General features: G+C 38.3%; 26 protein-coding genes and 1 pseudogene. 4 read left to right on the forward strand and 23 right to left on the reverse strand.

All coding sequences use genetic code 11. From position 1 onward, the window contains the following. Both EAL44_RS06335 and EAL44_RS06340 read left to right on the forward strand, forming a co-directional pair. Nucleotides 1-966 carry a sialidase gene (locus EAL44_RS06335; protein ID WP_121075975.1) on the forward strand — a complete coding sequence of 322 codons (966 nt, stop codon included), beginning with the start codon at nt 1-3 and terminating at the stop codon, nt 964-966. Then, nucleotides 963-1,784 (forward strand): hypothetical protein, encoded by an 822-nt coding sequence (locus EAL44_RS06340; RefSeq protein ID WP_121075977.1) that lies wholly within the window; start codon nt 963-965, stop codon nt 1,782-1,784. The genes EAL44_RS06335 and EAL44_RS06340 overlap by 4 nt, the downstream gene beginning before the upstream one ends. A 70-nt stretch (nt 1,785-1,854) precedes the next feature. Here EAL44_RS06340 and EAL44_RS06345 read toward each other — a convergent pair. The 7 genes and pseudogenes from EAL44_RS06345 to EAL44_RS06375 all read right to left on the reverse strand — a co-directional run bounded on the left by EAL44_RS06345 (nt 1,855) and on the right by EAL44_RS06375 (nt 7,874). Then, nucleotides 1,855-2,292, reverse strand: a pseudogene (locus EAL44_RS06345) (hypothetical protein). A 467-nt stretch (nt 2,293-2,759) separates the two neighbouring features. Continuing rightward, nucleotides 2,760-3,698, reverse strand: coding sequence for an acetyl-CoA carboxylase carboxyl transferase subunit alpha (gene accA / locus EAL44_RS06350; RefSeq protein ID WP_000312020.1), 939 nt, complete (start codon nt 3,696-3,698; stop codon nt 2,760-2,762). A gap of 22 nt (nt 3,699-3,720) precedes the next feature. After that, nucleotides 3,721-4,959, reverse strand: a complete 1,239-nt coding sequence (locus EAL44_RS06355; RefSeq protein WP_033741754.1) for a beta-ketoacyl-ACP synthase II — start codon at nt 4,957-4,959, stop codon at nt 3,721-3,723. Between the two features lie 103 nt (nt 4,960-5,062). Beyond that, nucleotides 5,063-5,299, reverse strand: a complete 237-nt coding sequence (acpP, locus tag EAL44_RS06360) for an acyl carrier protein (protein ID WP_001163091.1) — start codon at nt 5,297-5,299, stop codon at nt 5,063-5,065. Nucleotides 5,300-5,528: 229 nt separating this feature from the next. Further along, nucleotides 5,529-6,272, reverse strand: coding sequence for a 3-oxoacyl-ACP reductase FabG (gene fabG / locus EAL44_RS06365; RefSeq protein ID WP_121075981.1), 744 nt, complete (start codon nt 6,270-6,272; stop codon nt 5,529-5,531). A 38-nt stretch (nt 6,273-6,310) separates the two neighbouring features. Next, nucleotides 6,311-6,523 carry a 30S ribosomal protein S21 gene (gene rpsU, locus EAL44_RS06370; RefSeq protein WP_078278984.1) on the reverse strand — a complete coding sequence of 71 codons (213 nt, stop codon included), beginning with the start codon at nt 6,521-6,523 and terminating at the stop codon, nt 6,311-6,313. Nucleotides 6,524-6,623: 100 nt separating this feature from the next. After that, nucleotides 6,624-7,874, reverse strand: coding sequence for a hypothetical protein (locus EAL44_RS06375; protein WP_121075984.1), 1,251 nt, complete (start codon nt 7,872-7,874; stop codon nt 6,624-6,626). Nucleotides 7,875-8,045: 171 nt separating this feature from the next. Between EAL44_RS06375 and EAL44_RS06380 the strand changes: the two genes are divergently transcribed. Continuing rightward, complete coding sequence (locus EAL44_RS06380; RefSeq protein WP_079363652.1) at nt 8,046-8,288, forward strand: ribbon-helix-helix domain-containing protein; 243 nt, start codon at nt 8,046-8,048, stop codon at nt 8,286-8,288. Nucleotides 8,289-8,310: 22 nt separating this feature from the next. Here the strand turns inward: EAL44_RS06380 and EAL44_RS06385 are convergent, their stop codons facing one another. Beyond that, nucleotides 8,311-8,958, reverse strand: coding sequence for a YkgB family protein (locus EAL44_RS06385; protein WP_001148296.1), 648 nt, complete (start codon nt 8,956-8,958; stop codon nt 8,311-8,313). Nucleotides 8,959-9,070: 112 nt separating this feature from the next. Continuing rightward, nucleotides 9,071-9,892, reverse strand: a complete 822-nt coding sequence (gene dapF / locus EAL44_RS06390; protein WP_121075987.1) for a diaminopimelate epimerase — start codon at nt 9,890-9,892, stop codon at nt 9,071-9,073. A 115-nt stretch (nt 9,893-10,007) separates the two neighbouring features. On the opposite strand from dapF, the gene EAL44_RS06395 reads away from it, so the two are divergent. Beyond that, nucleotides 10,008-11,054, forward strand: a complete 1,047-nt coding sequence (locus EAL44_RS06395) for an AI-2E family transporter (protein ID WP_121075990.1) — start codon at nt 10,008-10,010, stop codon at nt 11,052-11,054. A 132-nt stretch (nt 11,055-11,186) separates the two neighbouring features. Here the strand turns inward: EAL44_RS06395 and EAL44_RS06400 are convergent, their stop codons facing one another. The 14 genes from EAL44_RS06400 to pyrC all read right to left on the reverse strand — a co-directional run bounded on the left by EAL44_RS06400 (nt 11,187) and on the right by pyrC (nt 24,034). Then, nucleotides 11,187-12,059 carry a radical SAM/SPASM domain-containing protein gene (locus EAL44_RS06400; RefSeq protein ID WP_162970390.1) on the reverse strand — a complete coding sequence of 291 codons (873 nt, stop codon included), beginning with the start codon at nt 12,057-12,059 and terminating at the stop codon, nt 11,187-11,189. A 29-nt stretch (nt 12,060-12,088) separates the two neighbouring features. Continuing rightward, a complete protein-coding gene (gene ychF / locus EAL44_RS06405; RefSeq protein ID WP_121075993.1) occupies nt 12,089-13,189 on the reverse strand; it encodes a redox-regulated ATPase YchF in 1,101 nt (366 codons plus the stop codon). A gap of 1 nt (nt 13,190) precedes the next feature. Further along, on the reverse strand, nt 13,191-14,681 hold the full coding sequence (locus EAL44_RS06410; RefSeq protein WP_121075996.1) for a leucyl aminopeptidase: 1,491 nt from the start codon (nt 14,679-14,681) through the stop codon (nt 13,191-13,193). 47 nt (nt 14,682-14,728) lie between these two features. Continuing rightward, a complete protein-coding gene (locus EAL44_RS06415) occupies nt 14,729-15,307 on the reverse strand; it encodes a DedA family protein (protein WP_121075999.1) in 579 nt (192 codons plus the stop codon). 14 nt (nt 15,308-15,321) lie between these two features. Further along, complete coding sequence (apt, locus tag EAL44_RS06420) at nt 15,322-15,861, reverse strand: adenine phosphoribosyltransferase (RefSeq protein ID WP_121076001.1); 540 nt, start codon at nt 15,859-15,861, stop codon at nt 15,322-15,324. A 57-nt stretch (nt 15,862-15,918) separates the two neighbouring features. Beyond that, complete coding sequence (locus tag EAL44_RS06425; protein WP_000495089.1) at nt 15,919-16,251, reverse strand: hypothetical protein; 333 nt, start codon at nt 16,249-16,251, stop codon at nt 15,919-15,921. A gap of 44 nt (nt 16,252-16,295) precedes the next feature. After that, nucleotides 16,296-16,757 (reverse strand): ribose 5-phosphate isomerase B, encoded by a 462-nt coding sequence (gene rpiB, locus EAL44_RS06430; protein ID WP_121076004.1) that lies wholly within the window; start codon nt 16,755-16,757, stop codon nt 16,296-16,298. Nucleotides 16,758-16,777: 20 nt separating this feature from the next. Further along, on the reverse strand, nt 16,778-17,476 hold the full coding sequence (locus tag EAL44_RS06435; protein WP_121076007.1) for a site-2 protease family protein: 699 nt from the start codon (nt 17,474-17,476) through the stop codon (nt 16,778-16,780). An 8-nt stretch (nt 17,477-17,484) separates the two neighbouring features. After that, complete coding sequence (gene lepB, locus EAL44_RS06440) at nt 17,485-18,357, reverse strand: signal peptidase I (protein WP_121076010.1); 873 nt, start codon at nt 18,355-18,357, stop codon at nt 17,485-17,487. After that, a complete protein-coding gene (gene folD / locus EAL44_RS06445) occupies nt 18,357-19,229 on the reverse strand; it encodes a bifunctional methylenetetrahydrofolate dehydrogenase/methenyltetrahydrofolate cyclohydrolase FolD (RefSeq protein ID WP_205585221.1) in 873 nt (290 codons plus the stop codon). The genes lepB and folD overlap by 1 nt, the downstream gene beginning before the upstream one ends. A gap of 79 nt (nt 19,230-19,308) precedes the next feature. Further along, a complete protein-coding gene (locus EAL44_RS06450; protein ID WP_121076016.1) occupies nt 19,309-21,354 on the reverse strand; it encodes an LTA synthase family protein in 2,046 nt (681 codons plus the stop codon). 5 nt (nt 21,355-21,359) lie between these two features. Continuing rightward, complete coding sequence (locus EAL44_RS06455) at nt 21,360-21,914, reverse strand: 3-deoxy-d-manno-octulosonic acid hydrolase subunit 1 (RefSeq protein WP_121076019.1); 555 nt, start codon at nt 21,912-21,914, stop codon at nt 21,360-21,362. A 6-nt stretch (nt 21,915-21,920) separates the two neighbouring features. Then, nucleotides 21,921-23,039: a 3-deoxy-d-manno-octulosonic acid hydrolase subunit 2 gene (locus EAL44_RS06460; protein ID WP_121076022.1), complete on the reverse strand. Its 1,119-nt coding sequence runs from the start codon at nt 23,037-23,039 to the stop codon at nt 21,921-21,923. Beyond that, a complete protein-coding gene (gene pyrC / locus EAL44_RS06465; protein ID WP_121076025.1) occupies nt 23,015-24,034 on the reverse strand; it encodes a dihydroorotase in 1,020 nt (339 codons plus the stop codon). The genes EAL44_RS06460 and pyrC overlap by 25 nt, the downstream gene beginning before the upstream one ends. Between the last annotated feature and the right edge of the window lie 3 nt (nt 24,035-24,037).

Below are 24,037 nucleotides of genomic sequence, written 5' to 3' on the forward strand. Positions count from 1 at the left end.
ATGGAACAGAATAAAAAAAGTTTAGAAAATTTAGATCTTTCTGATGTTCAAAACATTTCTAAAGATATTTCTGGTGCGGCTTTAGAAGAATTATCGCTTAAAAATTTAGATAAAAATTTGCAGATTTTAAGAGAGATTGGCATACAAGAAATTTACAAAGCGACTAAAATCGCTTCTAAAAATATCAACTATATACTGGAAAAGCGTTATGAGTCTTTATCAAGGGTGCATGCTAGGGGTTTTATACAGATTTTAGAGCGTGAGTATGAAATTGATTTGAGTGCATGGATGAAAGAATTTGATAAGGCGTGTGCTTTTAAAGAGGGTGTGAGCGAAGAGCAAAATCAAGAAACAGACCCTGAAGAAAAAACAAAAAACCCTTTGAAAGTTGAGATAGATTATAGCATCAATCAGGCCAATACTTCATTATCCAAAAAATCTTCCAAATGGAAACCCTTTGTTTTGGTTTTAGGGGTGGTTGTCATTATTTTGGCAGTCGTTATCATTCAAAACAGCTCTTCTTTAAAAGAAGAAAGAGGGCAAGAAAGCGCTATTAAATCCGGCACTAAAAAGAGTTTTTTCAATAAAGCTAATCCTACAGAAGAAAACAAGCCAGAGCCAACACCTAAACTAGAAGAAAAACCAAAAGAACAAGACAAGCAAGAAAAAGAAGCGATCAAAGAAGATCCTAATACCATTTATATTATCCCTAAAAAAGATATTTGGGTAGAAGTGATTGATTTAGATGAGAAAAAAAACTCCTTTCAAAAGGTTTTTAAAAAAAATTATTCTTTAGAAACCAAAAACCACCGCTTGTTGTTGCGTTTTGGGCATGGGCATCTTAGCCTTAAAAACAACCATCAAGAACAAGAATATAACGATGGCAAAACCAAACGATTTTTATACGAGCCAAATAAAGGCTTAACGCTCATCAACGAGGCCCAATACAAAGAATTCCAGCAATGAAAAACCTTTTTTTAGCTTTTATTGTTGGAGGAACGCTATTAAACGCTGACGCTTTAAACGATAAGGTTGAGAATTTAATGGGGGAGCGAGCTTATCATACGAACAAGCTTTTTTTAGAGCGTTTGTTTAAAAATCGTAAGGCTTTCTATGTAATGGGGCGTTTGGATTCCTTGAAACTGCTTAACACTCTCAAAGAAAACGGGCTTTTGTCTTTTAATTTTGACAAGCCAAGCATGTTGAAAATCACTTTCAAGGCTTCAAGCAATCCCCTAGCGTTTGCCAAAAGCATCAATAATTCTTTGAGCATGATGGGGTATTCGTATGTTTTGCCTATTAAAATGCAAAGCTCTTCAGGAGAGAATGTTTTTTCATACGAGCTTAAAACGGAATATGTTTTAGACCCTAACATTTTGATAGAGACGATGAAAAGGCATGGTTTTGATTTTGTGGATATTAGGCGCATATCCTTGAAAGAGTGGGAATACGATTTTTCTTTACAAGAAGTCAAGCTCCCTAATGCGAGAGTCTTAGTTTTGAGTAGCGATCCTGTGGAGTTTAAGGAAGCGAGCGGGAAATACTGGCTGAGCGTGAATCAAAACGCGTATTTAAAAATAAGCTCTAATAACCCTTTGTGGCAACCCAAAATCATTTTTTATGATGAAAACTTAAAGATCATTCAAATCATTGCTAAAGAAAACAAACAACAAGAAATCGCTCTTAATTTGCTTGATGGCGTTCGTTTTATCCATATCACTGATGTGAAAAACCCTATCATTTTAAAAAATGGGATTAGCGTGGTTTTTGATGCGACGCCTTAAGTAGGGGGTACCCTTATCCAATTGATTGGAATATAAGAAAATCCGCTTTTAGACTTAAAAAAAGAGAGCCTTAATAATAGCGATCCACCCAATATTTACCAAAAAAAATCTTTTGTATCACACAGCCCACTAATAACGCCACCCCCCCCTTCTATGAAAAGGACAGCCCACCAATCAATAAAACCAAACCATACAAAAAATAAATGCGCTGGTAAAGTGCCAAGCAGTAGTGAAACGCCGCTCACAATAGAAATCCCGAAGTGGGTTTTAAAGATTTTACTTTTTTTGCCAAACGCCATGTCTGCTACAAATTCCCCACTAAAAGAAATCAAAAACCACCAAATCAAATGCTCAGGCATCAATAACCAAGCAACTGCGCTACTTCTATTAACCGCTGTAATGACAAGAAGTGAGAAAAAATACACGCTTGCAGATGCAAAATGCCTGCCCCTATTCCTTAAAGACCAATTCCTAGAAAAGCGGCTTTTGATTTTTCATATATAACCATGGGATTTCTTTCTTTTTTAAAATACCATTAGACCTAACTTCTGTATTGTAAAATAAGAATGCTTTCATCCAATACTCTGATCATGATGATTGTCTTTTTATATTCAAACAAAAGGAGAGAATAGCAGATTGGTAACACAATGATGTTTTTTATATTATTTTACAAACTATGTAAAATATTCACTTTTTTCTAAAATGATAGAAAGTGGTGAAAAATTTGGCTTTGTTCTCATTGATCGTTGGTTATAAAAAAATATTGTATTTTTTAAGATTGAATAGTAGAGAGCTTGATTTTATTCAAGCGGTATTTTTTAAAGCGTTTTTTAGGGGGGATTTTAGTTGGGGAATTATTTCAAAATACCCCTTATTTCTGTAAGAGAATGGGTTTAAAATAAAGTTTAAAAACACAATTTTAAAAGTTAAAGAACCAGTTATCAAGTTTTCATTAACGCAAAGTTTTTTACAGATCTAATTCATGCCCTCCACAAACGAGCCAAGCGACATCAATTTTTGATAACGGTTGTCAAGGAAATGAGGGTCTTGTTGGATAGTTCTTAGAGCGTCTAAAAAATATTCTTTGATCGTGTTGGCGGCTGAAAATTTGTCTCTATGAGCCCCTTTGCTAGGCTCTAAAATAATATCATCAATAAGCCCCGCCTCCTTTAAGTCTCTAGGCGTGATTTTCATCGCTTTAATAGCCACTTCAGTCTTGCTAGGGTCATCCCAAAGAATCGCCGCACAACCTTCTGGGGATATAACGCTAAAAATGGAATATTCCATCATAGCCAACTTGTCAGCTACCGCAATCGCTAACGCGCCACCACTGCCCCCTTCACCGATAATTACAGAAATAGTAGGGACTTTTAAAGAAGCGAACTCTTGGAGATTTTTAGCGATCGCTTCACTCTGGCCTCTTTCCTCTGCGCCAATCCCCGGATACGCCCCGGCTGTATCCACAAGCATTAAAATAGGCAAATTAAATTTTTCAGCAAACTTTGCCATTTTCAAAGCTTTACGATAGCCACAAGGGTTAGGCATGCCAAAATTTCTTAAGAGCTTGTTTTTAGTCCCTCTGCCTTTTTCTTCTCCGATCACCACAACCGGAACATTATCAATTTTCCCTATAAAACACACGATCGCTTTATCATCGTTATAGTGCCTATCCCCAAAGACTTCATACTTATCCTTTAAGATGAGATCAATGTAATCCATAGCGTAGGGTCTGTCAGGGTGTCTTGCTAATTGGAGTTTTTGAAAATCAGTGAGATTGGAGTAAATGCTTTTAACTTCCTTATCCAATCTTTTTTCTAAGATTTCTTTAGCGTCCTCATCGCCTCTAATAAGGGCTAATTCAATTTCATTTTGAATCTCTTTAATATGATTTTCAAAATCTAAATAAACGGCCATTCAAAATCCTAACTTTGTAAAACTAGGCTTTTTTGAAAATCACAACACCATTAGTGCCACCAAAACCAAATGAATTACTCATCACCGCATCCACTTGTTTTTCTCTGGCCGTATTAGGGATATAATCCAAATCGCATTCTGGATCAGGCGTTTCTTGATTGATGGTAGGAGGTAAGATCCCTTGATTCATGGCCATGATAGAAATAACGGCTTCTAACGCGCCCGCAGCGCCCAAGCAATGCCCAATCTGCCCTTTAGTGGAGCTAACGGGAGGGACTTTTTCTTTAGAGCCAAACACATTTTTTAGAGCGATGCTTTCATACCAATCGTTATAATGCGTGCTTGTCCCATGAGCGTTCACATAGCCTACTTCCACTTTCGCCATTTCCAAAGCCATTTTCATGGCTCTAAAAGCCCCTTCGCCCTCAGGGGCTGGGGCTGTGATGTGGTTAGCATCGCCGCTCTCGCCATACCCAGCAAATTCTGCATAAATTTTTGCTCCTCTTTTTTTCGCACTCTCGTATTCTTCAAGCACCAAAGCCCCAGCGCCTTCGCCCATCACAAAACCATTGCGATCCTTATCAAAAGGTCTTGAAGCTTTTTTAGGCTCATCATTCCTTGTAGAAAGGGCTTTAATGCTCGCAAACCCTCCAATCCCTACAGGACAAATGGTGGATTCCGCTCCCACGACTAGCATTCTGTCAGCCCCATTAAGCAAAATGGTTTTAACGGCTTCAATAATGGCATGAGTGCCGGCTGCACAAGCCGTTACGCTAGAGAGGTTAGGCCCTTTAATACCAAACTCAATGGAAGTGAAACCACCAATCATGTTCACTAACGCAGAAGTGATAAAAAAGGGATTGACTTTTCTAGGGCCTTTTTCAAAACAAAAAATGGAATTCGCTTCAATATTGCCTAATCCGCCAATCCCAGAGCCAGAGCTTACGCCCATGCGGTTTGCCAATTCTTCAGGGCATCTATTGTGAGCGTCTAAAATCCCACTATCTTTCATCGCCTCTCTTGTGGCTTTCAAGGCTAATTGAATGAAACGACCCGCCTTTTTAACATCTTTGGGATTCATCACCTCTGTAGGGTCAAAGTCAGTGATTTCTCCAGCAATACGCACAGGAAACGCACTCGCATCAAAACTTTCTATGTTTTTGATACCGCATTCCCCTTTAGCGATCGCCAAAAAAGAATCTTCTTTATTTAAACCTAGCGAATTGATCATTCCCATTCCAGTTACTACAATCCGACGCACCAATAGCTCCTCATTTCAAAAACTTTCATTCAATAAAACTAGATTTTAGCTAAAGCTAAATTTTTGACTAAAACCTGGAGACAAACGCTCCAAGTTAAAAAGATTAAGCTAGTTTATTATCCTCAATATACTTCACCACATCGCCCACATTGACGATTTTTTCCGCTTGCTCATCAGGAATCTCAATGCCAAACTTTTCTTCTAACGCCATGATTAATTCCACGACATCTAAAGAGTCCGCACCCAAATCCTTCACAAATTCCGCCTCTGGCGTAACTTGTGCCGCATCCACATTCAACTGCTCAGCAATAACTGCCTGAATATCTTCAAATAAAGCCATAATTAAAACTCCCTTGTTTTGTAAAAATTAAATCAACCATCATTGGAGCGTTTATTTTTGCTCCAAAACATCTAAAATCCTATACAACAAATAAATTACAATGAGAAACAATATTAAGTAAATAATCCCCATTTGATAATAACCTCTTTGTTTTAGAATAACCTCATAATGTTAGCATGATTTTTGCTACTTACAAACTTTTATCGCTAAAAGAATCCTTTGTTTAGGACTACATATAAAGCCCGCCATTGACTTTGAGAGTCTCCCCAGTGATGTAACTAGAGTGATCACTCAAAAGAAACGCTACCGCTTCTGCTACTTCCTTAGCAGATCCTAGCCTGTTTAAGGGAATGTTTTTAACATAATCCGCTTTGAGTTCGTCTTTCAAATTAGCGTTCATGTCGGTTTCTATAAAGCCTGGCGTTACACAGTTGAAACGGATATTCCTTAAAGCTCCCTCATAGGCAAAGGACTTGCTCATCGCAATCATCCCCCCCTTACTCGCTGAGTAGTTTGTCTGCCCCATATTGCCTCTTTCACCAATGATAGAAGCGACATTAACCACGCTCCCAAAACGGCTTTTGCTCATAATTTTTAGGGCTTCTCTGCAACCTATAAAAGCTGAAGTAAGGTTATTTTCTATGACATGGTGAAAATCTTCTGTTTTCATTTTGATCGCTAATTTATCGCGTACCACACCGGCGTTATTCACCAAGTAAGACAAACCCCCATCGCTTTGGACAATGGTTTGTATCGCTTCAACAAAATCGCTTTCAGAAGTCGCATCAAATTTAATGACAGCCGCTTTATAGCCTTTTTCTTCAAGCTCATTTTTCAAAGCGTCAGCCACTTCAGCATTACTGCGGTAATTGATCCAAACTTTCAGCCCCATAGAAGCGAGAGTTTTGGCGATTTCAGCCCCAATGCCTTTAGAAGCCCCAGTAATGAGAACATTTTTCCCTGTGAATTGCATTATTCAATAATCCTTAAATTTTAAATTCGTTCAAGTTCTTATAGTCTTGATTCATAACGCCTTAACATATAAAGACGCTTCAAAACTTTCTTTTTAGCACTGATTTTTTGTTTTTTGCGTTTTTCAGTCTTAGACTCAAAGAACCTTCTAGCGCGGCATTCTGTTACCACCAAATTGCGATCGGTCTGCTTTTTGAATTTCCTATAAGCTTCATCAAACGCATCGCCTTCTCTAACCTTAATCCCTGGCATACTGCTATCACCTCTTTTCCATAGCTTAAAATCATTGCTTAACAATGGCTACAAATGAAACAGCATTATATAAGACGAATTAACTGGTTGTCAAGAATTTTCACTTTTTTCTAGCAATTTTGTTAATAAGGTTATAAGGATCAAAGGCGACCGTCATATACACTTGGTAAGATTCTGACCAAGGTAAGCTCCTATCAAATCCCCCACGCATCGCATTAAGCACGAAATTGATGCGGACCGATGCGAAGTCGTTTTTCCAATTATAATAAAAATCAAAACGATTGTATAAATTAGCTTGAAAGAATGGCACGCCACGATAAATAGGCGTGGGGCAGTAAGAAGGCGTGCAATACATTTCAACATATTGGTATTGGTTATAAAAAGGCATTTCTGGGGTCTTGGCGAAGAAAAATAAATTGTGGATGCCAAAGCCTTTGTATTGGATCTCCACATCCAATTGCCCGCCCACGCTGTTCATAAAAGGCACATTTTTGTGAATTTGCCTTAATCGGCTTAATTCAGTAACCATGCCAAAACTGGCGTTGAGCTTTTCCATAAAGGGGGCGATGTCTAAGAGGCTTGTCCCTATGTAAGCGTTAAAATAAAGGCGATCCATAAGATAAATATTATTGCTGTCAATGGCTTTTTTTTCATTAAACTGCATGCCATCAGCCCCATTCAAAAGGTATTTGTCTTCGTTATGGAACAAGACAAAATACCCTCCAATACCCAATAAATCCTTAAAGAAATTATAAGCGACAGAGCCGTTCATTTGAAACCTGTCCATTGCGTTCCCATAAGGGTTTCTCCCAAACTTACAAGTGTTGTAACAATTGCCTCCAAACCAATCTAGCATGAACTCCGCATGCCCATAATAGGGTTTTGAAGGCGAATAATGGTTTTGAAACTGCAATAAAAACCCTCTAGCGTTGGGATCTATAAACCAATAATAGGGGGCAAAAATATTCAAACCATATCTCCCTAAGAGGTTTTTTCTAGGAAAGATGCCGCCATAAAAAGTAAAATGCTTTCCCCTAGCCTTATAATACATAGTAGGCCCCCAACGGTAGGGGAAATTGGTGCTGTAGTTATGGAAGTTTTGAAAGAAATACGCCCCTACAGTCAAGCTTTGCTCCACACCTTTTGTATAAAATTGGATCCCAAAATTTGGAGTTAGACGGGTTTTAAGATTGGTGTTAGTATTGACCCAATAAGGCGTTGAGCCTTCATGGTCCATGATGAACATATTGAAACCCAGATTGTATTTAAAAATATTCCAATCAAAAGCGTAAGAATTAACCGCTAACAAACAGACCAAAAAAGAATGTTTTAAAAAGGTGTTTATTGCCACTTGTTACCCCTATGTCATCATTTTTTTGATAAAAAAGCTTATCTTGTAACAAATGGGTATTCTAGCACATCTAAAAATATTTTTCTTTAGATTTAATATAAAATGGCGTTTATTTCATGTTAGAATAGCCGTCATGATATTACTACACACTAACTAAAAAAGGAAATTTTAATGGAATTAGGAAATAAAAATATAAAACCCGGTCGTAAGCGTGTCGCTGTAGATGAGTTGAAACGCAATTTTTCAGTTACTTTTTATCTCTCTAAAGAAGAGCATGATGTTTTAAGACGACTAGCGGATGAAGAAGTAGAAAGCGTCAATTCCTTTGTCAAACGCCACATTTTAAAAACAATCATTTATAAAAAAGGTGCTAACCAAGATCTTTCTATTAATGATTCTTCTAGTAGGCTTTAAGCCTACTTTAAGGTATCAGCTCTTAAGAGCAACACCCACTAGAGCATTTAGTTTTAATCCCTACCGATGAGCGATCCATCAAGCAAAACCCTTTACCCTCCAAATAGCGTTTCGCATCAAATCCGGCCACAAACAAGCCTCCAGCAAATAACGCCAAATCTTTAACCACTAACCTTCCAGCCCCAGAAAGCCATGGGAAATGCTGATTGACAAACACTTCTGGCGTTGTGAATAAAAAGGATAGAGTCGTGATCGTCATTCCAGCGACAAGCAAGCCCCCAATCACGCCCATTAAAGGCATCCAAAGCCCTAAAAGCACCAAAATACCTAGGATCATAATCGTGATCCCTAAACCTTCAGCCACTAAATAAGTGCGGTTTTCTTTATGCCATTCTTTGTTTTCAACGATTTTAGGGTCATCTTGCATTTCTTCTTGCATAGACTGGGATTCAGACATTTTGTGTTGTTTGTATGCGGGCTTTTCAAATTTATACATGAAAGAAAAGAAAGGGGAATTAGCCACAAAAGGAGCGATCCCCTCAGCTTCATACGGCACAAACTTAAGCCCTCCAATCCAAATAAAAATGATGAAAATAGCTATATGCATCAAATAGCCGCCTAGATTCTGGAGTTTTGTAATCACTTCAAGCAATGATTTTAACGCTTGCATGGTTTTATTCCTTTAGGATATTTTTTATATTGCTAAAAACAACTCGCAAATGATAGCGCATTATGTTTAATTACAATAAAATCATTTTGATTACTACTATAAGAAATAATGATCAAAAACACCCATTTTCAAAACACTCATGCCCAAAAACACTCATGCCAATATAGCGCACCGCGCCTTTATAAAAAATTCCATCATTTTTTAAAGAAAGCTCTAAAGATTCGTTGCTTTTAGGGATGAGAGTGGCTTTTTTAGGCGTGTTATAAAAAATGCGTGAGGCGATAAAAACCGCTGCCATGCCTGTCCCACAAGCTAGCGTGAAATCTTCAACCCCCCTTTCATAAGTTTGTAAAAAAATCGTTTCTTTATTTTCTATAAAAGCGATGTTAATATTAGCGTTAAACGCATGCCTTAAAGCCCTTAATTCCAACATGTTAAGGGAATTTAACCACTCTTTATTTTTTACAAATCCCACCAAATGCGGCACTCCTGTATCTATGAGGTAGAACATAGGGATATTTTCTAAAACGCTGTCGTTGGTAAAAAATTTTTTGCATCTTAAATTGGGTATAGTGTCTAGGATTTTGTAGTTACCGAGATTGCTCTCTATGATATTGGGTTCTTCTATGCAAATAGAAATCTCTCTTTTTCCGGCTAAAAAAACATGCTCTTTAGGGGCTATACCATGTTGGTAGGCAAATAACCCCACGCAACGGCTCGCATTCCCGCACATGCCAGCTTTAGAGCCGTCTGAATTGTAAAAATCCCATTCGTAGTCATAATCTTTACTTGGTAAGACGACTACAAGCCCATCAGCCCCAAAACCCTCATGCCTATGGCACACCTGTTGGGCTAAATTGGAAAAATCTTTTTTTTTGAAGCTTTGCGTGATTAAAAAATCATTCCCGCTCCCTGAATATTTGTAAAACACCATTGATTGCAAGCCTTTTTGATTTTAATTATAAGTTAAAAGAGGTTTTTTATCCTTAAAAGAGTGTTTTTTAGCTAACATTTGATAATTTTTGGTTCAGTTTAATGGGGATAATTTCATGAAAGCTCAGTATTTCTTTTGGATTCTTTTTTTGATTGGTTTTTATTGGATGATCTATTTATATCAAGATTTTTTAATGGATGCATTGATCGCTGGGCTTTTGTGTGTGGGGCTTTTTCAAGTGAAAGTTTTTTTGAATAAGCGCTTTTCTAATGTTATCAGCTCGTTTTTATGCGTTTTAGTTTTAGCGAGCGTTTTGATCGTGCCGTTGTATTTTATTGTTTATAAAAGTTCTAATATCATTTTTGAAATCAATTTTGAAAAACTTTCAGCCCTAATCAAGTGGCTTAAAGGGACAATCGCCGAAAATTTATTGCATTTTCCTGCCATTCATGATGGAGTGAGCAAGTTTTTAGAAAATTTTAGCGCCGCTTCCATCACGGGATATTTGTTGAAAATAAGTAGCTATGTGGGAAGATACAGCTTGAAACTCATTACAGACGCTTTGTTTATCTTGGGGTTGTTGTTTTTCTTTTTTTATTACGGGGAGAGATTTTATCGTTATTTTTTAGGGGTTTTGCCTCTTGGAATCAATCAAAGCAAAAAGATTTTTGAAGAAGTGGCTGGGATTTTACGCATCGTGCTTTTAACTTCTCTCATCACGGTTATTTTAGAGGGCGTGGCGTTTGGGGTGATGATTGTATGGTTTGGGCATGACGGCTGGTCTTTAGGGATTTTATACGGCCTGGCGTCTTTGGTGCCGGCTGTTGGGGGGGCTTTGATTTGGATCCCTATAGCGATTTATGAGCTTTATCATGGGCATGTGAATGAGACGATATTTATCGTTTTGTATTCTCTTTTGTTGATTGGCGGGTTGATTGATAGCGTGATTAAGCCGTTTTTAATTGTCTTTATTAAAAAGAGAATCTTTAAAACCACCCTTAAAATCAATGAAATGTTGATTTTCTTTTCCATGATTGCTGGGATTTCACAATTTGGTTTTTGGGGGATTATTGTAGGGCCTACTATCACGGCGTTTTTTATTGCACTGCTGCGGTTGTATGAAAATTACTTTATCCAAAACGATCAAAAAGCATGCGAATGATATAAGGGCTCACAACGAAATTTTTAAAAATGATATATAAGAGTGAGAAATAACCATTCTTATGAAGCATTTTCAAACACCTCATTCAATGCGAACGCAAATTTAAACCCATATCTTAATAGATGCAAAATTTTATTTTTTGTAGCGGATCAAAGGGTAGGAGCAGTTTTTGCATAAAAGTTCTAATGCTTCGCCCTTTAAAAAATGGGTTTTGATGGCCATAGCTTTTTGACTCTTTAAAACATCTTTTAAGGGCATATGGTTTAAATCGCCAAGGCTGATATTAGCTTGCGTGTCCATGCAGCACGGCACGACAACGCCATTAGATAAAATAGCAATTTGCTTGATTAGGCCGTAACAATAGGGGATCTTTGATTCTTGGTTTAAAGGATTTGGAGCGTTCAAACTCGGCCATTTAAAGGTTTTTTGGATATTCAAAAAACTTTTTTTAAACAAACGAGCACGGCCTTGCGATTTTAAACCCTCTAAAGAAACGCATTCAAAGCTTTCTAAAAAAGGCTTGATCAAATTCTGGTGTTTGTCAAGGGTTCCATCTTGAATGCGTAAATTCAAAAACACTTCGCTATTTTTTTCAAATTTATAGCGGCAAAATTCTAAAATTTTTTGGATGTAGCGGTGCTGGTTGATTTTGTTATGATTGTCTAGCCCCGCGTCTAAAGAAATAGAGATTTGATAGATTGCATCTTGTAGGAGTGTTTCAAAATCGTGCAAATACACCCCGCTAGTAACCAAATCCACTTTCAAAGAAAAGCGTTTAGCGGTGCTTAAATAGCGGTTTAAATTTTTGAGCTTGCAAGGATCGCCTAAGACATGCAAGGTGATAATTGGGGTTAAGGGGGCCACTTCTTTGCAAACTTTTTCAAACAATTCTAAAGGCATCACGCCTCTGATATTTTTAGGGTTAGGGCAAAAACTGCATTGCAACCCACAAATATCGCTTAATTCTATATAGATTTTTTTAAAAAGTTTCTTGTTGGGTGTCAATTCTTATGAGAAATTAGTAATAAGACATGCTAAACATTGAAGCGAAAATGCAACACATCGCCATCTTGAACGATATAATCCTTACCTTCAATGCGTAACGCTCCCTTTTCTTTCGCTCCGGCTTCGCCCTTATAAGCGATAAAGTCATCATAACTGATGGTTTCAGCTCTAATGAAGCCTTTTTCAAAATCCTTATGGATCACCCCAGCAGCCACAGGCGCTCTAGAGCCTTTTTTAATCGTCCATGATCGCACTTCCTTGACTCCAGCGGTAAAATAATTGATCAAGCCTAATTCCTTAAAACTCAAACGAATGGTCTTTTCTAGCCCGCTTTCTTCTACGCCCAAACTTTGCAAAAATTCTTTGACTTCATCTCCACTCATAGAAACCATTTCTTCTTCTAATTTAGCGCACAAGGCGACAAACTCGCAATTTTGGACTTTCGCATGGTTTTTGACTTTTTTGGCATGCTCATTGAGCGCGTTTAAATCTTCTTCGCCCACATTAGCAACATAGATCATTTTTTTATGAGATAAAAAACGCAATTCCTTGTCCAATTCTAAAAAAGCCTCGCTTGCATTCAAGGGAAAAGTTTTCGCCGGCTTTAATTCTTCTAAATGCGCTTTTAAACTCAAAGCGCATTCTAAAAGATTTTTAGCGTCTTTTGAGCTTTTTAGGGCTTTTTGCAAGCGATCGATCCTTTTGTCTAAAGTGGCAATATCCGCTAAAATCAACTCCAATTCAATGGTCTCTATATCATTTAGGGGATCAATTTTGTCGTTCACATGCGTGATATTGTCATCTTCAAAACAACGCACCACTTGCAAGATCACTTCGCACTCCTTGATATTGGCTAAAAATTGATTGCCTAAACCCTCCCCCTTGCTCGCTCCCTTAATCAATCCGGCAATATCCACAAATTCCACCACAGAATGCAAAATGCGTTCAGGCTTTACGATTTGAGCCAACGCTTCAAGCCGCCTATCAGGCACATTCACAATGGCTTTATTGGGTTCAATGGTGCAAAAAGGGTAATTCGCGCTTTGAGCGTTCTGGGTTTTAGTGAGCGCGTTAAAGGTGCTGGATTTGCCCACATTAGGCAAACCCACAATGCCTACAGACAAGCCCATTTCAAGCCTTTTTCAAAAACTCTTCCACAAAAGCTGTGCAAGCCCTCACGCCAGCCCCACTCGCTCCAAAGCTATTCACATCCCATTCTTTTTCCACATAAGCAGGGCCTGCAATGTCAATGTGTAGCCACTTATCCTTAAACTCATCTCTAATAAATTCATTTAAAAACAAGCCCGCTGTGATCGCACCGCCATAGCGTGAAGAAGAAATATTGCACACATCAGCGATTTTAGATTCAATCAATTTCTTTAAATGGCGGTTAAAGGGGAGTTTGGCTAACAATTCACCGGATTCTAACCCTGAAGTTTCAAAGAGATTTTTTAACTCTTCATTATGCCCCATGATCGCTGAAGTGAATTCGCCCAAGCCTACAACGCATGCCCCAGTAAGGGTCGCAAAATCCACGATCACATCAGGGCTTAAATCTTGAGCGTAGCTCAAACAATCCGCTAAAACCAAACGCCCTTCAGCGTCAGTATTACGCACTTCAATGCTTTTGCCTTCTTTAGAGATTAAAATATCATCTGGTTTATAAGCAGCCGGGCCTATCATGTTTTCTGTAGCCCCAATAATGCCATGCACTTCAGCCTCCACGCCTAGTTTGGCTAACGCGTTTAAAAGCCCAATCACCGCAGAGCCACCGCCTTTATCCGCTTTCATGGTAACCATGTAATCGGCCGGTTTCAAGCTCAAACCCCCACAATCATAAGTCAAACCCTTGCCCACTAAAGCGATTTTTTTCTTCACTTTTTTGGGCTTATAGACTAAATGGATCAAGCGAGGAGGATTGATAGCAAGAGAGGCTTTATTAACCGCTAAAAAGGCGTTCATTTTCTTTTCTTCTAAAAATTTTTCATCATGGACATGGATTTCTAAATGGTTTTCTTTAGCCACTTTTTGCGCCACTTCAGCCATATAAACTGGGGTGCCAATCATAGGGGGGGTATTGACTAAATCTTTAACGATATTCAAGCTTTCTGTCATGATTTCAGCGTATTTTAAAGCTTCTTTCGCGCTCTTCTCTAAAGAATTCGTGCAAGTTTTTTCGCAAGGTTTGTGCAATTCTAAAGCGACAATGGCTTCTTTTAAAACGCTTTCTTTTTTGTTGGATTTAAAAGTGTCGTATTCATACAAACCTAATTTTAAGCCCAAAAACAACGCTTTCAAGTTTTCTAAAAGTGCATTATCTTTAGAATGCGTGCTACAAGTATAAACGCCCACTTTAACGCTTTTAAAAGCGAGTTTTTTAAGGGTGCGAACGGCCAAACACGCACTCTCTCTCAATAAATGCACATCATCTTCTTTAACGCCCACATACAGGATTTTATTTTCTTGGTCTAAAAATACGCCTTCGCCTTCGTATTTAAAGGTTTCTAGCAATTCTTTATTTTTGACCCAAGCATGATCAAAATCCTTATTGATAATAAAAACTAAACTGCATTCAGCTTTTGCGTTTTCAAAAGTGGTTTTTTCTAATTTGATTTTTAACATAAAGTCTCCTTTTTTAATTTCATATCTTTCAAGAATTGTATTGCACTCTAGCGGTTTTTCTTACTATAGTATTGGAAATACCACAGCACTAACGCCAAGAAAGATACTAATAGTAATATTAGCGCATAAGGGTGTTTTTTAAGCCACTCTAACGCGTGCAATAACTCTTCTCCCAAACACCACGCTAAAATAATGGTAATGCTCGCCCACACCATCGCGCTAATGAGGTTGATGATAGCGAATTTTAAAGCGCTATAACGCGTGAGGCCTATGCTAATGGGAATGATGGTGCGCATGCCATACATGTAGCGTTGGATAAAAATGATAAACCAGCCGTGTTTTTGCAACAATAAATGGGCTAGGGCTAGTTTTCGGCGTTGTTTTTCTAGCTTTTTTTGGATGTAGGTTTTATTGGTGCGGCCGATATAAAAATAGATCTGATCCCCCACAAAGCCCCCAATCCCTGCGACTAAAATGGCTAACCCTAAATGCATATGACCGGTATAGCTGGCAATCCCTGCTAAAATTAACCCAATTTCGCCTTCTAAAATGCTCCACCCAAATAAAATGAGATACCCCCAAGTCGCTGCATGCTGATTCCACAAATCAATGATGTATTCTTCCAAAATTCACCCTTATCCTAGCATTCTAACAAACAAAAGGTTTTCACGCGTTCTTCTAAAAGTTGGATACCCGGTAATTCTTTTAACCCTATCAAAAAGCATGCTTCTATGCATTCAGCTTGTAGGGCTTTGATAAGTTCAAGGCTCGCTAAAGCCGTGCCTCCAGTGGCTAACAAATCATCAATCAACACCACCCTTACCCCCTTAATTCCCCTAAAAGCGTCAGAGTGGATTTCTATGCTATCGCTCCCGTATTCTAAACTATAGCTTTGAGACAAGGTGTGCGCAGGGAGCTTGCCCTTTTTTCTCACAGGCACAAAACCCACCCCAAGCGCATAAGCTAAAGCAGAGCCTAAAATAAAACCTCTCGCTTCAATGCCCACGATAAAGTCTATGTTGAGAGCGAGATAGCGTTTTTTAAGCATGTCAATGAGTTTGTTAAAGAGTTTGGGGTAGTTGAGTAGCGTGGTAATATCTTTGAATAAAATCCCTTTTTTAGGGTAATCTTTCATTTCTCTGATGCTTTGTAAAAGTTCTTCTTTGAGCGTTTCATTCATTTTGATTTCCTTTAATATAACGGATTGGTTGTAGAATTTTGATTTATTATAGCGTTTTTAAAGGAGAGCTTCTATTTTTTGCTCCAATTCTTTAATACGATTTTTATATTTATCCGATTCGCCTTTGTATTCAGAATTGCGCTGTTTAAGGGCTTTTAATTCCGTTTTTAACGAGCTCATTTCTTGGGTAAGAATATCAATATTACCCAAAGCTCTTTGGAGTTGCAGCTGGTGTTTTTGGATCAAAATTTCAGCTTCTTGTAAGGTGAGCTTCATGGATGCGTTGGTGCGTTCTTGCCGTTTAGCCACGGTTTTAAAAAAGAAAGTACGCACACCCATATAAAGGATAAAAACAATAGCGATAGTGATGATAAACCATTGGGTAAACATTCTATTAAAATATCCTTTTAGCGAAACGATGTAATTATACTATATTAGGTTGATGATTTCAGCGATTCATCTAGCTTTTGGATGCGCAACACATGGCGGCCTTGTTCAAATTCTGTAGAGAAAAACGCTTCTAAAATGCTTTCTGTTACGCCAATACCGCTGATCTTTTCACCCAAGCACAAGACATTAGCGTTATTGTGCAAGCGAGTCATTTTAGCCATGTAAGCATCAAGGCACAAAGCGGCTCTAATACCCTTAAAGCGATTAGCACCCATGCTCATGCCTATCCCTGTGGCGCACACTAAAATGCCATAGCTTTGCGGATTTTCTAAGACCTTTTGGCACACTAATTTGGCGTAATCGGGGTAATCCACCCTCATAGTGGGTAAAAAAGCTTGGACTTTAAAACGCTTGTCTTCTAAAAAATGTTTAACAAATTCTGCAAGATGCAACCCTGCATGATCGCTGCCTATAAAAACTTGATCGGTATTTAAGGGCTTATTCATCAGCTCTCCTTGATAAAAGATTAAGAAAGGAGTAAGGAAAATAAAAATCTTGTGGGCGCATGGATAAAAAACTCCGATAAAGGGGGGATAAATAAGAATACTAACACAATCAACAAGCCGTAGCGTTCCATTTTAGAAAACCATTCCAATAAAAACGCGCTTTTAAAATGCAACGCTAAAAAGCCTAACGCTTTTGATCCGTCTAAGGGCGGGATAGGGAGACTATTGAAAACGCCCAAGACAAGATTATAGAGAATGCCTTGAATGAGAAAGGTTACTAAAGCGAGCTGATAAAGATTCAATTCATCAATGCTTAAAGCGTTGATTCCTAGTTTTTGGAAGCTCCAATGCGTGATGGAAGCGAGCAGAACGGCCAAAGTGAAATTATAAGCCACCCCGGCTAAACTCACCACTACGCATGCCAAAGAGCCTTTTTGAGAGACAATGTAGCGCATATCCACAGGCACGGGTTTAGCCCACCCAAACAAAAAAGGGGCTTGAAAAATGAGTAATAAAGCCGGTAAAAGCACCGAACCCATCATGTCTAAATGCCTGATAGGGTTTAAACTCAAACGCTTGGCGTCTTTAGCGCTCCTGTCCCCAAATAAAAACGCGCTCAAGCCATGCATGATCTCATGCCCTATGATAGCGATTAAAAGGGCTAGGATCTTCATTAAGGTGGTAATAACACTTTCTAAAGAGAAATCAAAAAATTGCACAAAAAACCTTAATGCGTTGCGTTTTCTTTTTTAATGATTTTTTCTAAGCCTTCAACGCTTTTAAACATGCGTTCCCAACGGACCAGGTAGCGTTTTTTAGGGTTATTTTCCGCATCCATTTCCAGGCTATTTTTTAAACTCAAACTGAAATAAACAAACCAAGGCGAACCCACGATATTTTTATAAGCCACACTCCCCCAAAAGCGCGAGTCGCTAGAATTGTCTCTGTTATCGCCGATCATGAAAAATTCATCGTCATTGATTTTTTTATAAAACACCTTTTCGCCCTCCATTTGAATGAGTTGCATGCTGATATTAGCCTCTGCACCTTGAGTGGCTAACTGCTCCATTAAATGGAAGGTTTCATTGTCTTTTTGGTAATTAATACCCGGATGCTTACTTTTATAAGGGTTTAAAACAAAAATTTTACCCATAAATTCTTTAGTCATAGCATCTGGGTAATGTTTAGCAATGTAATCTTTATCGTTGCTACTCTCAAAAGGGTGCAAATAAAACCCCTCACTAGTGAATAGCACCTCATCGCCCCCAATGGCAAAATTCCTTTTGACATAGTAAGATTTTTTTTCATGGGGAGGGATAAACACCACCACTTCGCCACGCTTGGGGCGATCCCCCTCTATTAAATGCCCGTTATTTTTAAAATCAGGCATAACAGGGAGCTCAATCCATGGGATTTTAGGAATGGGTATGCCGTAAGAAAACTTTTTGACAAAGAGCATGTCGCCCTCATAGAGCGTGCCTACCATAGAGCGAGAGGGAATGATAAAGGCTTGCGCAACAAAAAAGATAACCAACAGCACAATAATGATTGTTCCTACCCAACTGGAGCAAAATGCATAAACAGAGCGTAAAAATTTCATTAAAACCCCTTCCTTTGTTGTTTTTCAAAAGCGATTAGAGTGTTTTCTAAAAGCGAGACAATCGTCATAGGCCCCACGCCTTTAGGCACAGGGGTGATAAAACCGGCAACTTTTTGCGCATTGGTAAAATCCACATCGCCCACGATACGCCCATTGTTCAAATGATTGATCCCAATATCCACCACTACAGCCCCTTTTTTTAACATGCTCGCTTTAATCAAATCAGGCTTACCCACGCCCACGCAGACAATATCAGCGTTTTGGGTGTAAAAACTAATGTCTTTAGTCAAAATATGGCACACGCTCACGCTAGCCCCAGCGTTTAACATGAGCATGCTTAAAGGTTTGCCAATGATATTGCTCGCCCCAATAATCGCCACATCCTTGCCCTTGATTCCAATGTGATAATGCTCTAAAAGACGCATCACGCCCATAGGGGTGGCTGGCAGAAACGATTCTTTTTGGGTGCAGAGTTTGCCGATATTAAGGGGGTGGAAACCATCCACATCTTTGTTTGGGTCAATGGCTTCTAAAATCATTTTAGTGTCAATGTGTCTGGGCAAAGGGAGCTGGACTAAAACGCCTGAAATGTTTTGATCGGTATTGTAATCTTTAATCAAGGACAGCAATTTGGCTTCAGTAATATTTTCTTGGAGGGTTTTTAAATCAAAATCCATGCCCACCCTTTCGCACGCTTTGATCTTCATATTGACATAAGTGATACTAGCAGGATCTTTCCCCACTAAAATCACGGCTAGTTTGGGGCGTTTATGCGTTTGCACGGTTATTGTTTGGATTTTATGTTTCAAATCTTTTTCTATATCATAAGCTAACGCTTGCCCGTCTAATAAAACAACGCCCCTATTTGGCATGCCCATTTATCCTTTATAAATTAAAATCCTATTATTGTAGCAAAAATCATGCGTTTAAGGGAATTAAAAACTCAGTTTGTCAATCTTTAAGATTAGCCCCATGATAGAGCAAGTAGAAACTAAGGGCTTTCAAAGATTCTAATTGCTGGTAAAATTTAGAAGCTTCTATTTTATCATTTTGTGTCTTGTCGTTTTGTTTATTCTCTCGCTCTTTAGGGTTTTCGTTCAAATACCTTAACCCTGAACTTGGGTTATAAAAATAATCTTTGGTAGCGATCGCTTCATAGCCTAGCGCGTAATTGGGGTGGCTTGGGGGGTTTGTTGTGTTGTTAGAAAATAAGGGTTTTCCAAAACTCACAAATTGAAAACCTTTAGGAGCGATTAATTCAATAATTGTAGGAGCGATGTCTAAATGCGATCCGACCTGACTGATTTTTTTAGGCTTTAAAGTAGGGGCATATAAAATAAGCGGCACGGATTTAATGATATATAAATCGTTTTTAGCGTATTCATAGCTCCTGTCAAAGTGATCTCCTGTGATGATAAAAAGCGAGTTAGGGAATTTTTGGCTGGCTTTTTTGATGAAATTGACTATCACTTTGTCATACCAGTAAATATGCCCTAACGAATTAGCGTCCGGTAGATTTTCTGATTTGGGGGTTTTTTCCACAAATTGTTGGATTTTTTCTAAAGGCACGCCAAAAGCTTTGAGATTCACGTTTTTGATTGCGTGGTTGCTTAAAGTCATGACCATGCTGAAAGTTTTTTCATTAGGGTTGGTGTTTTCTAAAATATAGTCAAATAAAATATTATCATGCACTCCCCAGTTGCTCTCTATGGGTTTGGGGTAGGGCTTGTTTTTAACAAATTCTAAGAGGTGATTGTTAAAATAAAGGGCGTGAAAACCTTGTTTTTTGGTGAAACTAGTGAGTTTGTTCCAAATTCCGCTACCCCCATAATAAAAGTTGTTTTTATAACCTAGAGTTTTTGTGATATTGCCAATCGCCATAGGAAAGCTAGGGAGGATCACCCCTGAATTGACTAAATTATTATCATTGATATAGGGTAAGCCTGTGATCTGAACATCTAGGCTCTTAACGGTCCGTGGGGCGCTTTCAATAAAAGCAGAAAGCATGTGAGCATGTTCTTTTTTAACCAAGTCTTGTAAAGCGCTCGTTAGCCCTATGGAATCAAATTTTTTATCAAAATGCCATGAGCTTAAGGACTCTGAAACGATATAGAAAACATGTTGAATGGTTTGATTAGAATCGTTGTGGCTTGTTTGAGAAAGTAAATCATAGAGGTTGTTTGAAGGGGTTTCTTTAAGATGGAAATAATTTTTCGCCACTTCTAAAGGCGTTTCTTTAGCAAAATCGCTGAATTTAAGGTTATGGCTTTGTCTGTAATTGCGCGCTAAAAGATAAAGGTTGCGAAACGCTCCGGGGGTAATTTTCATTAAAAAAGGATCTTTGGCTGGCTCTATGCTGAGATCTAAAGACGCGCCCACAAAACTCAATTGCGCGTTAATGTAAAACATTTGCGTGAGCGAAAAAAGCGCAAATAAAATGAAAGTTTTAAGGGGTTTGGTGGTTTGATAAACATTTTTGGGCTTAAAAAGGGCGTTTTGGAGTTTGAAATAGATAAAAGAAATTAAAACGCTAAGGATTACAAAGAGTGAAAAACTAGAAAAAATAGGGTATTCCCCACTCATTTTTAAAATCGTGAGCGTGTCTTCATGTAAAAATTCCAATAAATTTTCATCAAACACATTCCCATAAATGCCATAATAAACGATGTTAGCGATATTTAAAAACAGAATAATAGTAATAGAAAAATACGCCACGATATTAAGCATTTTTACTTGGTGTTTAGGGGCCAATAACCCTAATAACCCAATGAGAATAAAAAGAATCGCTAAGCTTGAGACCACACGATTATCGTATCTGGATCCATTGAATAGGGTTTTGATGATTTCATCAAAAATAGGGTTTTTTAAAGCATGCTTATAATAGCCAGTATAAAGGATAAAGCCGATACGATTAAACACAAACAACAAACTCATAAAAAAGGTGAAATAAAAACCTTTTAAAAAGAGCGAAAAAAGGGCATTAGATAGGGATTTCATAAGCGTTAATACAACCTTTTTTTAACAAGAGATAAAGTCTTAAAAAAGACAAAAAGAAGCAAGGGGAAATCCAATAAAGAATCTAAGATTTGAAAATTAGAACGCATCAAAAGCGAACTGGATAACGCTACTAAAGCGATCACGCCTAATAAGGGGCTACTCAAAAACAAACTGCCGCAAAAAAGCGCGCTAAAAATAAGAGAAGCCATGAAATGATGGTAGATTGAAAAAGGCAAAAACCCTAAAATATCTGTCAAAAGCAACAGATTGAAAAACAGCATGACGCTATAAGATTGCAAGGTTTCTAAAGGGGGTTTTTTGAGTATATGGCAAGAAAAGAGCGCATAAGCAAGGATCAAAAGACAGCTAAAGGGGCTTAAGGGGGCCATAAAACTGCTTAAAAATTCATTGAGCGATAGGGAGTTTTTCAAAGCAATATTGCTTAAAATCACGCTTAAAAAAGAGAGCGAAAACCTCAAACCCAATGGCTTATTTTTGAAAAAAAAGAAAATTAAAAAAAGCCATGCAAAACTCAGCGTGTAAGAAGAATATATGAGCATGACTGATTACTTGAGAAGGGAATTTAAATAAGCCATATTAAAACGGATGTGTTTGATATGAGAGCGGTTATAGGTATAGACAATATCTATAAAATGAGAATTAAGGCTATAGCTTGGGTAACTCACTTCATTGGCTTTGTCTAAAACTTTTAAGGTTTTAAACGAGTTGGAGTTTTCTAATTTAGAAAGCAAGAGTTCTTTACGCCGCAAAGATAAATCGCTAGGGTTGTGGATCAAATACAATTCTTCGTTTAAATTGATCAAATTCAAAGCGTCATTCAAGTTTTTCAAATTCGTAAGCATGGGTTTTTGCCAAGCGGTGGGTGTTTTACAGGTTTCTAGCATGAGGCTATCTTTAAAAGAATGGTTTCTAAACGCCATGATGGCGCAATCTTTAAAGGGGGTTAGGCTTGGCTGGAGCTGGTGGTTTAGGGCATTAGGCCTTAAAAGCTCTCTTGGGTTATTTTGTTGGTCAAATTTCAACAACAAAGGGTATTGGGTGGCTAATTCGTGATAGAGCGGTAGCACAAACCCGCCATCAGTGGTGTTTAAAGGCTTATTTTTTATCAAATGGCTTAAGTTTAAAAAAGGGCTTAAAGAGAGTTTTCGTGCAAATTTAAAACGAATCGGCTCTAAAGCGCTTTCAAGTTGATAGATTTTAGAAGTGGCCCACCCGCCCATGCTCACCCCTACGACAAACAACAAAATTTTATCGTCATGCAAAAAAAGCAAGGGGTTACCTAGTTTTTTGATGTATTCATGCGAATAATGAGAAAGCTCTTCTTTGGTTAAAAGAATGAAGGCTTCGCTCCAGCGATTAATCTTGCTGTCAAAAAGATTTGCGCTGATTTTCACATCCCTTGCCCCTTCTTTAGTGCCGCTAAAATAAGCGCTCAAAAGATTATCATTAGGCAAATTGATTAAAGAGCTCGCATGCACGCTTAAAGCGTCATCTGGTTTAGGGATAGTGAGTTGCGTGAAATAGGGGGGGTTTTGAGTAACAAGGGTTTGATTATGCATGAAAGCATAGGGGGGGGTTTGGCGCTTCATTATAGTTAAAAATAAAACGATAAAAAGCCCCACAAAAAAGGCGGCATGTTTTAGGCGATTTCTTGAAGGTTCCAAGATAGCGTTTCGCCCCCTCTTAAGATAGCAATTTTTTCATTCAAACAAAGCGTGTGTGTAGGGACTATAAAAGGTTTTTTAGACAAACGCGCTTTTTTATTAGGCAAATTGTCTAGCGCGTAGATTTTTTTAGCGTTATCGCTGATAAAGGCTTGCAAGTTTTCTAAAGCGTTGTGTTTTTCAAAAAGTTCGCACAACGCAGGCAACAAAATAGGGGCAGAAAAGATGCCTGCCGGGATGTTAGCGCTATGCTTTTTAGAGATAAAATGCGGGGCGCTATCAGATCCAAAAGAGATTTTAGGGTGGGCTTTTAAAGCAAGGGATAAAAGCCTTTCTTGGTCTTTTTTGGTTTTGATTAAAGGCTTGCAAAAACAATGCGGATTCAAACTCCCCCCTAATAAATCATCTAAAGTCATGCTGATATGGTGTAAAGTCAAAGTCGCATAGAGGTTGTCATGCTTTTCAATCAAAGCGATACTGCGCCAATCGCTCAAATGCTCTATAATGATTTTGAGTTTAGGGAATGAAAGGGCGAAAGTTTCTAAAACGCTATGGCATAAAAATTCTTTATCCAAACAAAACCCAGCTTGTTCTGCATGGATGCATAAAATAAAGCCTAATTTTTGGGCGTTTTCTAAAACCTCTAAAGTCTTTTCACCCAACAAATCCGAAGTGCCGTTTTGTGCATTTGTGGTCATGCCTTTGGGGTAGAGCTTTAAAAACCTGATGCCTTTTTCTTGAGCGCATTGCAATTCTTCTAAAGTCAAGCCATCATTGAAATACAAACTCATTAAAGGCTTGAAGTTTGAAGAATGGTTTAAAATTTCTTCTTCGTATTCAAGGGTGGTTGGAGTGTCAATCAAGGGCTTACTGAGATTAGGCATGATCACCGCCGCGCTAAAAGGCTCGCTAGAGTATCTTAATACCGCTTTTAAAAGCGCGTTTTCTCGCACATGCAAGTGGGCGTCTATGGGGTCAAAAAGCGTGATTTCCATTTT

The sequence above is a fragment of the Helicobacter pylori genome, from assembly GCF_003637685.1.
Taxonomy (GTDB): domain Bacteria; phylum Campylobacterota; class Campylobacteria; order Campylobacterales; family Helicobacteraceae; genus Helicobacter; species Helicobacter pylori_CJ.